At 68.0% G+C, this 12,490-nt stretch carries 17 protein-coding genes and 1 other RNA gene; 12 read left to right on the top strand and 6 right to left on the bottom strand.

Annotated features, from left to right (window positions below; all coding sequences use genetic code 11):
* Window positions 1–39 precede the first annotated feature (39 nt).
* Complete coding sequence (locus ACLQ7T_RS06270) at window positions 40–1,110, bottom strand: Mrp/NBP35 family ATP-binding protein (RefSeq protein WP_420478648.1); 1,071 nt, start codon at window positions 1,108–1,110, stop codon at window positions 40–42.
* A gap of 86 nt (window positions 1,111–1,196) precedes the next feature.
* Between ACLQ7T_RS06270 and miaA the strand changes: the two genes are divergently transcribed.
* From miaA to ACLQ7T_RS06245, 5 genes are all read left to right on the top strand, one after another.
* Window positions 1,197–2,066, top strand: a complete 870-nt coding sequence (gene miaA, locus ACLQ7T_RS06265; RefSeq protein ID WP_420478647.1) for a tRNA (adenosine(37)-N6)-dimethylallyltransferase MiaA — start codon at window positions 1,197–1,199, stop codon at window positions 2,064–2,066.
* A gap of 69 nt (window positions 2,067–2,135) precedes the next feature.
* Window positions 2,136–3,203, top strand: coding sequence for a hypothetical protein (locus ACLQ7T_RS06260; RefSeq protein ID WP_420478646.1), 1,068 nt, complete (start codon window positions 2,136–2,138; stop codon window positions 3,201–3,203).
* Between the two features lie 26 nt (window positions 3,204–3,229).
* Window positions 3,230–3,591: a transfer-messenger RNA gene (gene ssrA / locus ACLQ7T_RS06255) on the top strand.
* Between the two features lie 197 nt (window positions 3,592–3,788).
* Complete coding sequence (locus ACLQ7T_RS06250; protein ID WP_420478645.1) at window positions 3,789–4,283, top strand: SspB family protein; 495 nt, start codon at window positions 3,789–3,791, stop codon at window positions 4,281–4,283.
* 60 nt (window positions 4,284–4,343) lie between these two features.
* On the top strand, window positions 4,344–5,075 hold the full coding sequence (locus tag ACLQ7T_RS06245) for a C13 family peptidase (protein ID WP_420478644.1): 732 nt from the start codon (window positions 4,344–4,346) through the stop codon (window positions 5,073–5,075).
* Window positions 5,076–5,291: 216 nt separating this feature from the next.
* On the opposite strand, the gene ACLQ7T_RS06240 is transcribed toward ACLQ7T_RS06245, so the two are convergent.
* Together ACLQ7T_RS06240 and ACLQ7T_RS06235 are read right to left on the bottom strand one after the other, a co-directional pair.
* Window positions 5,292–5,645 carry a RusA family crossover junction endodeoxyribonuclease gene (locus ACLQ7T_RS06240; RefSeq protein ID WP_420471979.1) on the bottom strand — a complete coding sequence of 118 codons (354 nt, stop codon included), beginning with the start codon at window positions 5,643–5,645 and terminating at the stop codon, window positions 5,292–5,294.
* On the bottom strand, window positions 5,645–6,259 hold the full coding sequence (locus ACLQ7T_RS06235; RefSeq protein ID WP_420478643.1) for a peptidylprolyl isomerase: 615 nt from the start codon (window positions 6,257–6,259) through the stop codon (window positions 5,645–5,647). Before ACLQ7T_RS06235 ends, ACLQ7T_RS06240 begins: the two co-directional genes overlap by 1 nt.
* Before the next feature lie 80 nt (window positions 6,260–6,339).
* On the opposite strand from ACLQ7T_RS06235, the gene fumC reads away from it, so the two are divergent.
* The 4 genes from fumC (at window position 6,340) to ACLQ7T_RS06215 (ending at window position 9,166) form a co-directional block, all read left to right on the top strand.
* The gene (gene fumC / locus ACLQ7T_RS06230; RefSeq protein WP_420471981.1) at window positions 6,340–7,728 is read left to right on the top strand and encodes a class II fumarate hydratase; all 1,389 of its coding nucleotides are present in this window, start codon (window positions 6,340–6,342) and stop codon (window positions 7,726–7,728) included.
* A complete protein-coding gene (locus tag ACLQ7T_RS06225; RefSeq protein WP_420478642.1) occupies window positions 7,728–8,402 on the top strand; it encodes a phytanoyl-CoA dioxygenase family protein in 675 nt (224 codons plus the stop codon). The genes fumC and ACLQ7T_RS06225 overlap by 1 nt, the downstream gene beginning before the upstream one ends.
* Window positions 8,399–8,929: a hypothetical protein gene (locus tag ACLQ7T_RS06220; protein ID WP_420478641.1), complete on the top strand. Its 531-nt coding sequence runs from the start codon at window positions 8,399–8,401 to the stop codon at window positions 8,927–8,929. Before ACLQ7T_RS06225 ends, ACLQ7T_RS06220 begins: the two co-directional genes overlap by 4 nt.
* A 102-nt stretch (window positions 8,930–9,031) precedes the next feature.
* Window positions 9,032–9,166 (top strand): hypothetical protein, encoded by a 135-nt coding sequence (locus tag ACLQ7T_RS06215; protein ID WP_420478640.1) that lies wholly within the window; start codon window positions 9,032–9,034, stop codon window positions 9,164–9,166.
* 3 nt (window positions 9,167–9,169) lie between these two features.
* Here ACLQ7T_RS06215 and ACLQ7T_RS06210 read toward each other — a convergent pair whose 3' ends face one another.
* Window positions 9,170–9,559 carry a YccF domain-containing protein gene (locus tag ACLQ7T_RS06210; RefSeq protein WP_420478639.1) on the bottom strand — a complete coding sequence of 130 codons (390 nt, stop codon included), beginning with the start codon at window positions 9,557–9,559 and terminating at the stop codon, window positions 9,170–9,172.
* A gap of 134 nt (window positions 9,560–9,693) precedes the next feature.
* Between ACLQ7T_RS06210 and ACLQ7T_RS06205 the strand changes: the two genes are divergently transcribed.
* Complete coding sequence (locus tag ACLQ7T_RS06205) at window positions 9,694–10,785, top strand: alpha/beta hydrolase (RefSeq protein ID WP_420478638.1); 1,092 nt, start codon at window positions 9,694–9,696, stop codon at window positions 10,783–10,785.
* Between the two features lie 6 nt (window positions 10,786–10,791).
* On the opposite strand, the gene ACLQ7T_RS06200 is transcribed toward ACLQ7T_RS06205, so the two are convergent.
* Complete coding sequence (locus tag ACLQ7T_RS06200) at window positions 10,792–11,025, bottom strand: DUF2171 domain-containing protein (RefSeq protein ID WP_420478637.1); 234 nt, start codon at window positions 11,023–11,025, stop codon at window positions 10,792–10,794.
* Between the two features lie 71 nt (window positions 11,026–11,096).
* On the opposite strand from ACLQ7T_RS06200, the gene ACLQ7T_RS06195 reads away from it, so the two are divergent.
* Together ACLQ7T_RS06195 and ACLQ7T_RS06190 are read left to right on the top strand one after the other, a co-directional pair.
* Window positions 11,097–11,273: a DUF4169 family protein gene (locus tag ACLQ7T_RS06195; protein WP_420478636.1), complete on the top strand. Its 177-nt coding sequence runs from the start codon at window positions 11,097–11,099 to the stop codon at window positions 11,271–11,273.
* 1 nt (window position 11,274) lies between these two features.
* Window positions 11,275–11,451 (top strand): hypothetical protein, encoded by a 177-nt coding sequence (locus ACLQ7T_RS06190; protein ID WP_420478635.1) that lies wholly within the window; start codon window positions 11,275–11,277, stop codon window positions 11,449–11,451.
* A gap of 25 nt (window positions 11,452–11,476) precedes the next feature.
* On the opposite strand, the gene ACLQ7T_RS06185 is transcribed toward ACLQ7T_RS06190, so the two are convergent.
* Complete coding sequence (locus ACLQ7T_RS06185; protein ID WP_420478634.1) at window positions 11,477–12,403, bottom strand: DMT family transporter; 927 nt, start codon at window positions 12,401–12,403, stop codon at window positions 11,477–11,479.
* Between the last annotated feature and the right edge of the window lie 87 nt (window positions 12,404–12,490).

Below are 12,490 nucleotides of genomic sequence, written 5' to 3'. Positions count from 1 at the left end.
AACCGGGAAGGTGGCCGTTCGCGTTGCGTTTGAAAACCCTCAGACGCCCAGTTTTTTCGCCATCTGTTCGGCGAAGCCCGCGAAACGGACCGCCACATCGCCCTGCGGATCAGCCAGCACGACCGGCGCGCCCGCATCCCCGCCCTCGCGCACCGAGGCGTCCAGCGGGATGTCGCCGAGGTAGGCCACGCCCAGGCGCGCGGCCTCCGCCTCGGCCCCGCCCTTGCCGAAGATCGGGCCGGTCATGTTCTCGATCAGGCCCAGGGTCGGCACGCCGACCTTCTCGAACAGGGCATGCCCCCGCCGGGCGTCGGCCAGCGCCACCTCCTGCGGCGTCGAGACGATCACCGCCCCGTCCAGCGGCGTCTTCTGGATCAGGGTCAACTGCACGTCGCCCGTGCCGGGCGGCAGGTCCACGACCAGCACGTCCAGCGGCGCGTCCTCCGTGCCCCAGCGGGTCTGGGTCAGCATCTGGGTCAGGGCCTGGGACGCCATCGGCCCGCGCCAGACCATGGCGTCCTCGGCCCTGGTCAGCAGCCCCACCGACATGGCCTTCAGCCCCTGCACGACATGGGGCTGGATCATGCCGTCGACATAGTCGGGCTTGCCCGAGACGCCGAGCATGGTCGGCAGCGACGGGCCGTAGACGTCGGCGTCCAGCACCCCGACCGACAGGTCCCGCGCGGCCAGCGCCGCCGCCAGGTTCACGGCCACCGTGGACTTGCCCACCCCGCCCTTGCCCGAGGCGACGGCCAGCACCCTGCGCACATGGGCGGGGCGATCGGTGGCGACGGGGGCCTTGGGCCGGGTCTGGTCCACGGCCTGCGGCGACAGGCTGGCGGTCCGGCGCGGCTTGCTCGCCGGCGCGGTCTCGGCCGTCAGGATGACGGAGACGCGGGTCATGCCCGGCAGGGCTTTCAACGCGGCCTCGGCGGCGTCGCGGACCGGGGCGTAGCGCGCCGTCTCGCCCGCCGGAACCTCGATGACGAAGCCCGCCCGGTCCTCGGTCACGGCCAGCCCCTGCGCCAGTCCGCCGGCGACCAGTCCCTGCCCGGTCCTCGGGTCGGTGATGGCGTCGAGGGCGGCGATGACGGTGGCGCGATCGGGCAAGGCTTCAGGCTTTCCGAAACTGGGAGCGGGTTGCGGCTGCGGGGCCTGCGTTCTATCGCCGGAAGACCCGCCCCGCGAGCCTCGAATTGTCCCAGCCCCAGATCACGCTCATCGCCGGCCCCACCGCCTCGGGCAAGTCCCGGTTGGCGATGGAGATGGCTGCGCGCACCGGGGCTGTGATCCTCAACGCCGACAGCCAGCAGCTCTACGCCGACCTGCGCGTGCTCAGCGCCCGCCCGTCCGAGGCGGATGAAGCCGAGATCGAGCACCGTCTCTACGGCGTCGCCGACGCGGCGGAGGCCTGGTCCGTGGGCCGCTGGAGCCGCGCGATCATGCCGGTGCTGGACGAACTGGCCGACGCCGGTCGCCCGGCCCTGCTGGTCGGCGGCACGGGCCTGTATTTCACAGCCCTGACCAAGGGGTTGGCCGATATTCCCGACGTGCCGGATGCGGTGCGCGACGCCGTCGAAGCCGCCTTCGAGACCGAGGGCGAGACCGCCTTCCGCCGCCGTCTGGGCGAGCTGGACCCCGCCGCCGCCGCCCGCATCGAACAGGGCGACCGCCAGCGCCTGATCCGCGCCCGCGCCGTGGCCGAGCACACCGGCCGCGCCCTCAGCGACTGGACCGCCGACACCACGCCCCTGCTGGCCCCCGGCTCATGGACCGGGCTGGTGGTCGAGCCGGACCGCGCCACCCTCTACGCCAACTGCGACCTGCGCGTCGGCCTGATGGTCGAACAGGGCGCGCTGGAGGAGGTCCGCGCCCTCGTCGCCCGCGGCCTGTCCCCCGACCTGCCCGCCATGAAGGCCGTCGGCGTGCGCGAGTTCGCCGCCCATCTGGCCGGCGAGATCACCCTCGATCAGGCCATCGACGCCACTCGCCAGTCGACCCGCAACTACGCCAAGCGTCAGCTGACCTGGTTCAGGAACCAGACGCCGGGCTGGAAGAGGGTGTGAGCGGAACGACGGACGTCTTCCCAACGACGAGGTGAGCCGCAATAGTCGCGCCGCCTTTGGGGGAGTGCGATGCGGTCGAGTATCAGCAAGATCATGGCGATAGCGTTCGCCCTCGCCTCCGGCGCCATTGCGTCGAAGGCTTTAGCGGATGGCTATTCAGTCGCCAGCATCAGGGGAAACTCCGAAGGCCCCTCCAGCACATTCCGGATGGATTCCGACCTTCTGAGGCGCGCGGCCCCCATCGGCGAACTCGTTGACTGGCTGGATGAGACCGATCCGATCTGGACCGCATCACGCGCCAACCCCGATCTAGGCGACTACACGTCGCTGGTGTTGATTGTGGATCCGTCCGGTCGGGTCAGCAGTTGTGAAATCGAGGTCTCCACCGAAGACGGGCTTGGAGACGCGATCTGTCGGCAAGTGACGCGGCGCGCTCGCTTTCGTCACGCTTTGAATGCGAACGGAGCGCCGACCCAAGACCGCTATGAGGTCATTGTCAGCTTCGACACCGTCGCTCGGCGCCCTGCACGGCTCGTCCGCAACGATCCTCTGCAGCCGCCCCGTCTGCAACTTGGCGAGAGCTGGCCGCCCCGCCACGCCGAAACCAGCATCAGGGTAACCGGACTGGAGATGTTCGACCGGACACGGGCTTCCGACGGACCCTGGGTGGGCGTTGCCGTAAGCAGGCGGGATGGTGCGGAACAGCCTCGATGCACTGTCCGTGGAGGCGGCGGTGACCGGGCGTTCCAGGCCCTCGCCTGCGACGCAGCTCTTCAAGGCCGATACGATTTTCCGGACAGCAGCCCAGCCTATCTGATGATCGCCCAGCAGGACGGCCGGTTCAAAGCCATGCTGCCTGTGACCCGGAACGAGATTCCTCCGACCCTGTCGCGCGACAGCCGGACCCGGATTCGCTCTGCCTTGCCGGCTCCCACGGCCGACCAACTCCGGTTCGAGTTATTGATTTCGCCCCATGGCGCCGTCGCCGGCTGCATGATCGTCGTTTCAACCGGAGACGACGCACAGGACCTGCAAGCCTGCACGCTCCTCCGCGAGCAGGGCGCATTCGAGCCCGCACGGGATGTTTTCGGGATGCGCCGCGCCTTCAAGCTCCGTGACTGGAGGGTGTCCCGGTAGCCGGGCGCGCTGAAGCATCGACCTTCGCCCTTCAAATCCTGCCCGTTAGCGCCTATATTCCCCCTGTTCGGTTTCGGCCGGACTATGGCGATAAACGTGCCTGTAATAAGCGGACCGGACCCGGGTGCGATTCCCGGCGGCTCCACCATTCTCTCCCGGTTATCAGCGGGTTAGTGCGGGGCCGACTAGCATCGACGGACGTGTAAAGAGGATTGCTTTCGCTCGTCCTGACCCACCGTATCGGGTCATTTTCTAACTGCGAACGATAACTTCGCTGGGGAATACGCTGTCGCCGCGTAATGCGGTTCCGGTAATTCCGAACTAACTCCTGGGGGTTCAGATCCTCAGGCGGGGCCCGGAGGGCGCCTGGCAACAGAAGCCCTCCACTTCCTCATCGTTTGAGAAGCGCCCTCCTCACTTCAGGAAGGATGGCGGGCGCCTGGCAACAGAAGCCCTCCACTTCACACACACCCGCCGGAAAATGCCCGCGTTGGGGACAGAATCCCGGCGCTAACCCTCTTTGCGGTCTTCCGCACTCGCCCGTCGGGGGGTATCACCGCCGCTGGACAGCGAGACCCCGACCTGATGGCTGAAGAAACGCCCCCCGTGGACGACATGCACTACGAGCAGCTGGCGCAGGACGCCCTGCGCGGGGTGATCAAGGCTGCGCTGGAGCGGGCCGCCGGTCCCGACGGCATCCCGGGCGCGCACCATTTCTACATCACCTTCAAGACCCGGGCGCCCGGCGTCAGCGTCCCGCCGGACGTGCTGGCCAAATACCCGGACGAGATGACCGTCGTCCTCCAGCACCAGTACTGGGACCTGAAGGTCGAGCCGACCCGCTTCTCGGTGATGCTGAAGTTCGGCGGCATGCCCAAGGTGCTGGCCATGCCCTATACGGCGGTCACCCGCTTCTACGATCCGTCGGTGCAGTTCCTGCTCCAGTTCGAGGCCCCGGCCACGATCGAGGAAATCGCCGCCGAGGTTGCGGCGGCCGAGACCGAGGACGCCCCCCTGCCCCCGCTGGGCGGCGACGATGCGCCGAAGGTCGTGTCCCTGGACCAGTTCCGGAAGAAGTAGCCCCTTCCCCTGATCGCTGCATGGGCTAACCTCGCCTGACTGGAACAGCGGGGGTTGCGCATGCTTCGGGGTCTGATTGTGCTGGTGGCGGGCGTTCTCGCCCTCGCCACGCCCGCCTCGGCGCAAAGCCGCTTTGACGGCTGGACCGCGGCCATCATCCAGGCCGACTGGCGCGACGGCTACGGCCGGCCCATTGAGGCGTTCGACAACGCCCGCCGCGATCTGGCGCAGGGGTTCCGGCGCGCCGGCTTCAACCCCGCCGATACGGTCGACTTCAGCCTCGAAAAGACCGCGCCCGATGTCGTTGTGAACAGCCTGCGCGAGACGGCCGCCCGCGCCACCCGCGGCTGCCTGATCTATTTCACCTCGCACGGCGCCCCCGACGGCATGGTGTTCGGCGACGCGCCCCGCATGGCCCCCGACGCCATGGCCAACCTGGTCCGCGCGGTCTGCGGCGAGCGGCCGACGGTGGTGGTCGTTTCGGCCTGCTATTCGGGCATTTTCGTCAGCGCCCTGCAGGGTCCGAACCGGATGGTGCTGACCGCGGCCCGCAGGGACCGCTCCTCCTTCGGCTGCGGCGCTGACGAACGCTATCCTTGGTTCGACGGCTGCATTCTGGAAGCCCTGCCGGAGGCGTCCGACTTCCTCGCCCTGGCCGCCGGCGCACGCGCCTGCGTGAACCGCAAGGAGACGGAATACGCCGTCGACCATCCCTCGGAGCCCCAGTTGTTCGTCGGCGCCAACATGCAGCTGCGCCTGCCGACGCTCCGGTTCAGCAACAGAACGCCGTAGCGCTTCCGCGCCCCTCTCCCCTCGGGAGAGGGGAAACCGCGCCTACGTCCAGAAACGACGCACCGGCATGCCAGACTGCACTCCGGTCTTTGACATCACCGGTTGAGCCACCACCCGCACACCCCGTCTCAGGCGAAAATGTGCACGATGTGCACTCCATTTTTTCGAGTGCACAATTCGAACTCTGGGTAGGTCTGACGGCCCAGGCTCGCCCCGTCAGCGACGCGGAAACGCCCGGATCGTGATCCGCTCGCGCTCGCCCTCGCGACGCTCGACCAGCAGGCGGGCGACCTGGCTGTCGTCGTGGAACAGATAGCCCTTGATCGCGTCCAGCAGGGCCTTCGCCAGATTGTCGAGGTCCATCCAGGGCGGATCGCCGACATGCTCCATGACGATCTCGACCACATAGTCCCCCCACGACGGCCGGGAGGTCCATTCCTTGCGCATGAACTCATAGACCAGCGGCTTGTAGTATTTGGCCTGGGTGGTGAGCCCCTCGATGGTGATCTCGACGGCGTCTCCGCTCTCGCGGGCGCGAACCTTTCCCGTGCCGATCCAGCCTGCGGTCATCAGAGCCCGCACGCGCTCGGGGCCGGTCCCGACAGATGGGCCGAGCGGATGCGGACCGGCGCGTCCAGCGCCTCGTCGGTCGCCGGCATGGCCTGGATGCGCCGGGCCACGTCCAGCCCCTCGATCAGATGGCCGAACACGCCGAAGCCCTGTCCGTCCGGGTTGCGCCCGCCGCCGAAGTCCAGCGACGGCGTGTCCTGCGTCACGATGAAGAAGCTGGTGGTCGCCGTATCCGGCCCGTCCCGCGCCATCGAGACCGCGCCCGCCGTGTGGCGCAGCCCGGTGTCCCGGGTCCGCTCCAGCGGGATGGCCGGCTGGCTGGCGTCGTCCGATCCGTGAACGGTCGCCGCCTGGATGACGTCGATGGGGTTCGGATTGGCGTTGGTCGCGGCCACCACGGTCCGGAAGAAGCTTCCGTCGGCATAGGCGCCCCGCAAGGCGGCCCGGATGAAGTTGCAGCCGGTGACCGGCGCATGCTCCAGATCGACCACGATCACCATCCGCCCGGCCCCGGTGTCCAGAACGACAGAAGGCGGCGAAGCGGTCTGGGCCGCCGCGGAAGCCGCGAAGGCCAGCGCCAGGACGGCGCCCCCGAGGCCGGATCGAACGTGCATCGAATATCTCCGCTTCTTGTCCCCTGATCCCTGCGTGCTACACCCCCGCGCATCTTCCCGCCACGCCTGAAAGTCCTGCCATGACGCACCGCACCGAAACCGACACCTTCGGCCCGATCGAGGTCCAGTCCGACCGGTACTGGGGCGCGCAGGCGCAGCGCTCGCTGGGCAATTTCCGGATCGGCTGGGAAAAGCAGCCCCTGCCGATCGTCCGCGCCCTGGGCATCGTCAAGCGGGCCGCCGCGGAGACCAACATGGCGCTGGGCAAGCTGGACCCGACCCTCGGCGCCGCCATCGTCGCGGCCGCCAATGAGGTCATCGAGGGCAAGCTGAACGACCACTTCCCGCTGGTCGTCTGGCAGACGGGATCCGGCACCCAGTCGAACATGAACGCCAACGAGGTGATCTCGAACCGCGCCATCGAGATGCTGGGCGGCGAGATGGGGACCAAGAAGCCGGTCCACCCCAACGACCACGTCAACATGAGCCAGTCGTCGAACGACACCTATCCCACGGCCATGCACGTCGCCTGCGCTGAGCAGGTCGTCAACGACCTGCTGCCCGCGCTGAAGCATCTGCACGCGGCGCTGAAGGCCAAGTCGGACGCCTGGGCGCACATCATCAAGATCGGCCGCACCCACACCCAGGACGCCACCCCCCTGACCCTCGGCCAGGAGTTCGGCGGCTACGCCCAGCAGGTCGAGAACGGCATCAAGCGGATCGAGCAGACCCTGCCGGCCCTGATGGAGCTGGCCCAGGGCGGCACCGCCGTCGGCACCGGCCTGAACGCCCCCGTCGGCTTCGCCGAGAAGGTCGCCGAGCAGATCGCCGGCATCACCGGCCTGGCCTTCACCACCGCCCCGAACAAGTTCGAGGCCCTGGCCGCCCATGACGCCATGGTCTTCAGCCACGGCGCCATCAACACGGTCGCCGCCAGCCTGTTCAAGATCGCCAACGACATCCGTTTCCTGGGCTCCGGCCCGCGTTCGGGTCTGGGCGAGCTGTCGCTGCCGGAGAACGAGCCGGGCTCGTCGATCATGCCGGGCAAGGTCAATCCGACCCAGTGTGAAGCCCTGACGCAGGTCTGCGTGCAGGTGTTCGGCAACAACGCCGCCCTGACCTTCGCCGGCTCGCAGGGCCATTTCGAGCTGAACGTCTTCAACCCGGTCATGGCCTACAACTTCCTGCAGTCGGTCCGTCTGGTCGCCGACGCGGCCATCAGCTTCACCGACAACTGCGTCGTCGGCATCGAGCCGCGCGAGGACAACATCAAGCGCGGCCTCGAGAACTCGCTGATGCTGGTCACCGCCCTGAACGGCAAACTGGGCTATGACGCCTGCGCCAAGATCGCCAAGACCGCGCACAAGAACGGCACCACCCTGCGCGAGGAAGCCGTCGGCGGCGGCTATCTGACGAACGAGGAGTTCGACCAGTACGTCCGCCCCGAGAACATGATCTCGCCGAGCTGATGGATCGCGAAGCGTTCGAGCGCGACGGAGCCCTTCACGCCGGACGTCGGCTGGACGCTGACGCGCTCGACGCCTTGCGGGCCTTGGCGGACGCCAGGATCGGAGCCCGCCCGGGCGCTCGCCTCGCCTGTGAGCCTCTGCTGGATGGACTGCTGGCGGCCGACGGCCCCATCGGTCAGGTGGCGGCGGCCCTGACCTCGCCCGCCGCCCGTCCCGTCCGGGCCGTCCTGTTCGACAAGACGCCCGAGGCGAACTGGAGCGTGGCCTGGCACCAGGACCGCACCCTGCCCGTCCGCGAGCGGATCGAGGTCGAAGGCTTCGGGCCCTGGTCCACAAAGGACGGCCGTCTCCACGTCGCCCCGCCCTTCGAGGTGCTGGCGCGGATGGTCACCCTGCGAGTCCACCTCGACCCGGTCGATGCCGACAACGCGCCCTTGCGGATCGCGCTCGGCTCGCACCGATTGGGCCGGGTCCCGGCGCGGGAGGCCGAACACGAGGCCGCTCGCCTGCCCCAATCCCTCTGCCTGGCCAACGTCGGCGAGGTCTGGGCCTACCGCACCCCGATCCTGCACGCCTCAGATCCCTCATCCGCCGACCGTCGTCGTCGAGTCCTTCAGGTCGATTACGCAGACTTCGACCTGCCCGGCGGCCTTGATTGGCGAGGACTGGAATGAGGTTCCTTCTGCTCTGCGCCATCATCGGCGTCATCGCCTGGCTGACGCTCCGCTCCATCAGTCGGGAGAAGGCGCGCAGAGACGGGGCTGCCGCCGTCAAAGCCCGGGTCCGACAGACCCACGCCGTCGATGACCTGTTCGTCTCGCCGGATGACGGCAGCTTCGTCGGCCTGTCCGCAGACGGCGGACAAATTATCGTCGGGAAGGGCGAGCAGTCGCGGGCTATCCCGACCGCCTCGCTCCTCGCGGTCGAAGGCGTCCGGGACGAAGCGGTTCTGGTCCGCGCCGAGCCGGACGGCGATCCCGTCAGCCCTGTCCCCGTCGCCGAGCAGGGCGTCGGCGACATTCCCGACCGCATCCGCCGGTTGGGTCTGCGCCTGACGGCGGGGGACGAAGTGTTCAGCGTTTCGTTCTACGAAGGCGGTCGCCACGGCGTCAGCCCGGACAACGCCCAGTTCCGCAAACAGGCCGCCCTCACCGAGGCCTGGTTCCGCAAGCTCTCGACCGCCATGCGGCTGGCGCGCTGACATACCCGCGCCGGACCGCTCAGGGTGCGCCATAGCCGGCGCGAGGGCCGCGACCACAGGGTCTGATTGGCCGGCCCGCCGTTTTCGGGTAGCCTCGAGAGCATGGGCAAGGTCGATCTGAACATCGAAATCGACCAGTCGCTCCTCGACGAGGCGCGATCCGCCGATCTGGACGTCGAGGCGCTGGCCGTCGACAGCATCCGCCGCGCCCTCGACCGGCTGTTCACCGGCTTCTGACGCTCAGGGCTTCTCGCGGATCGTCCGTCCCACCGGCGCCAGGGCCAGTTTGGCCAGTTCCAGATCCTTCAGGGCGAAGGGGATGCCGATGATGGAGATGAACTCGGCGATGGCGATCAGCAGGTGCGACAGGGCGATGTACCAGCCCGCCACCAGGAACCAGATCACGTTCAGGACCACGCCGACGCCGCCGGCGACCGGATGCACATCGTCCTGCCAGACCACCTCGCGACCAAAGGGCCAGAAGCTGTAGCTGGCCATGCGCCAGGCCGCGAAGGTCCAGGGCAGGCCGACAATGGTCAGGGCCAGAAGCGCGCCGCCGAACAGCCACAGCAGGCCCGACAGCCAGCCGCCGCAGAAGAACCAGAGCAGATTGAGGATCAGACGGATCATGACCTCAACATAGGCTTCACTGCGGGCTGCGCTCGTGAATTCGTCGTAAGCCGCGGGGGGATTGATAAACCGTTGGTATCGGAATAGTTTGACCACAATCCCTGATTGAACGACAGGGAGCGAGGGAGGAGCCGATGGCGAAAGTCCGTGTGTTCTTCGCGACCAATCGAAACCACCTTGAAGGCAACAAGGTCCAGGTCTTCGGGACCGCCTTCAATCCGGACGGCGCTGCGGCGCTCCGCTTCGGCTACGCTGACTTCGACCGTGACCCGAGGAAGCCGAAGCTGAAGGATGTCCACGTCTATCCGGAGGATCGGACCGAGCAGGACCCCCGGAAGCAGGGCGGCTGGAAATTCATGGAAGCCCTGCGCAAGGTCATGGCGGGGCCGACAAAGTCCGACACCCTGGTCTTCATCCACGGCTTCAACGTCTCCTTCATGGGGGCGCTGGAGGCCGGGGCCATGCTGGCGCAGGACCAGACGGTTCGCGACGCGGACGACCCGGAGCCCCGTCCCGTCACGGTCGTGGTCTTCAGCTGGCCGTCCGACGGCGCGGCCATTCCGTGGATGTCCTATTACAGCGACCGGGAGGACGCCCGCGTCTCGGGCCCGGCCGTGGCGCGCGCCTTCCTCAAGCTGGCCGAGTTCGTCGAGAAGACGCCCAACGAAAACTACTGCCAACGCCGCCTTCACCTGCTGGCGCACAGCATGGGGGCCTATGTGCTGAGGCAGGGCCTCCAGGCGCTGATCGTGAAGGACCGGGACAGCCTGATCCGCCTGTTCGACCAGATCCTGCTGGCCGCGCCGGACGAGGACGACGACACCTTCGAACACGACACCAAGCTGCGGCTCCTGCCCCGGCTCGGGCGGCAGGTCACCGTCTACTACAACGCCACCGACAAGGCCTTGCTGATCTCGGACAAGACCAAGGCCAACCCCGACCGCCTCGGCTCGGACGGTCCCCGGCTGGTCGATCTGTTGCCGAAGAAGGTGGTGCTGGTGGACAGTCGGGTGGCCGCGCCGGCCGCCGATCGCTGGGTGCACCACGGTTACTATATCCGCAGCAAGGCGATGGCGTCTGACCTGTCGGCGGTGATGTCGGACACCCCGCTGGACGCCATCCCGAACCGCGTCTTCGTCGAGCGGCTCAGGAGCTGGCGTCTGATCAAGGAGACCGGCGAACTGGCCTTCGACATTCCGCCGCAGGTCAGGCCCGAGGGAAGCTGATCCGCCTCAGTGCTTTTCGGTCCAGCGGGCCTTGGCCTCGTCCCGGGTCAGGTTCAGGTGCACGTGCTCGTCCACGTGATCGACCCAACTGACCGGGATCATGTGGTGCTTGAACCCGCCCGCCAGATCCAGCTTGGCCAGTTCGATCTGGTCGCCGTGGACGTGGTCCACCCGACCGACATGCTCGCCGTCCGAACCGACGACTTCGAGATGTTCACGAATTTGGCTGGCGTCTACCATGGGACTCTCCTCAGTTTGGGTGAGACCGGACAACCGTCCGGTCGGCGGGCGGTTGCATCACGGAGAACGTCATGGGCGAGATCGTGAACCTGAACCGGTTCCGGAAGGAACGGGCCAGGACCGAGGCGAAAGCGGCGGCGGCGGCCAACCGCGCCTCTCACGGGCGCACGAAGGCGGACAGGACGAAGGCCGACAAGGAACGGACGCGCGCCGAACAGCTTCTGGATGGGTCGAAGCTGGAGGACTGAGATGGGCGGCTATGCCCCGAGGACCCGCGCGGGCCTGATCGCCCTGATCGCCATGCGCCGGGCGACGGCCGAACGAATCCGTCGCGAGACGCTGGCGACGGCGAAGACCCCGGAAGAGGCCGACGCCCTTCGCGAGGCGGACCGCAAGCAGAAGAAGAGCGGCTGGTTCCGGCGCTAGGGCCCGGCCATCGCGCGATCCGACGTCAGGCCTTCGGCGCGCGGATCAACAGGGCCTGCCCCGACAGAACCAGCGCCAGTCCCGCCAGCGCCGGCCAGCCGAACCGCGCCCCCTCGAACAGCACGGACACCAGCATGGCGATGGGCGGCGTCAGGGCGGAGATGTAGCTGGCCATGGCGTAGCCGATGGTGCGGGCGATGATGAAATACAGGCCGAAGGCGATCACCGAACCGAACAGCGACAGATAGAGCAGCGACCCGATGTAGGCGGGCGTGGGCGCAAGGCTGAACTCCACCCCGGTCGCCAGTCCGTAGAGCGTCAGCAGCGCCGTGCCATAGGCCATGGCCCAGGCCGTCGACGGGATGGCGGCGGAGCCCTTCTGCTGCCCCTTCCAGGCGAACAGGTTGCCGAAGGCCGAGGCGGTCGTGGCGATCAGGGCCAGGCCGACGCCGATCGCGGCGCGCCGGTCGAAGCCGGCGCCCAGCACCTCGCCGCCGGACAGGACGGCCACGCCCGCGATCCCGAGAAGCGCCCCGCCCCATGAAGCCAGCGCAGCCTTCTGCCGGGCGATCAGGCGGAACAGGACCAGATTGATGAAGGTCAGGGAGGCGAAACTCACCGCCACGATGGCCGAGGCGACATGCTCCTCGGCGGCATAGGTGAAGCTGTAGCTGACGGAAAAGGCGAACGCCCCCTGCCCCAGCGCGGCCAGATGCTGCGCCCGGGTGAGCCGCAGCTTCTGACGAAACACCAGACAGCCGAGAAACAGCACCGTCGACGCCAGTCCGAACCGCCAGACGATGGAGGCGATGTTCGGCGCCGCGCCGAGTTGCAGGGTGATGGCGAACCAGGTCGTGCCCCAGATCATCGCGCAGACGATCACGCCGCCCATCCCCAGCAGGGTGGTCCGGGACAGGCGGGCGCGCGCGACGGGAGCTTCGGACGGGGTCATGACCGCAGATGCGCCGGGCCCCTGCATGTACGCAAGCGCGGTTCTTCAGGCCCCGGCATAAGCGCCGCTTGTGTCGGCGGGAATCGG

It is taken from the genome of Brevundimonas sediminis, assembly GCF_048799765.1.
Taxonomy (GTDB): Bacteria; Pseudomonadota; Alphaproteobacteria; order Caulobacterales; family Caulobacteraceae; genus Brevundimonas.
The sequence above is the reverse complement of the archived record's forward strand: the minus strand, read 5'-3'. Positions and strand labels throughout refer to the sequence as shown.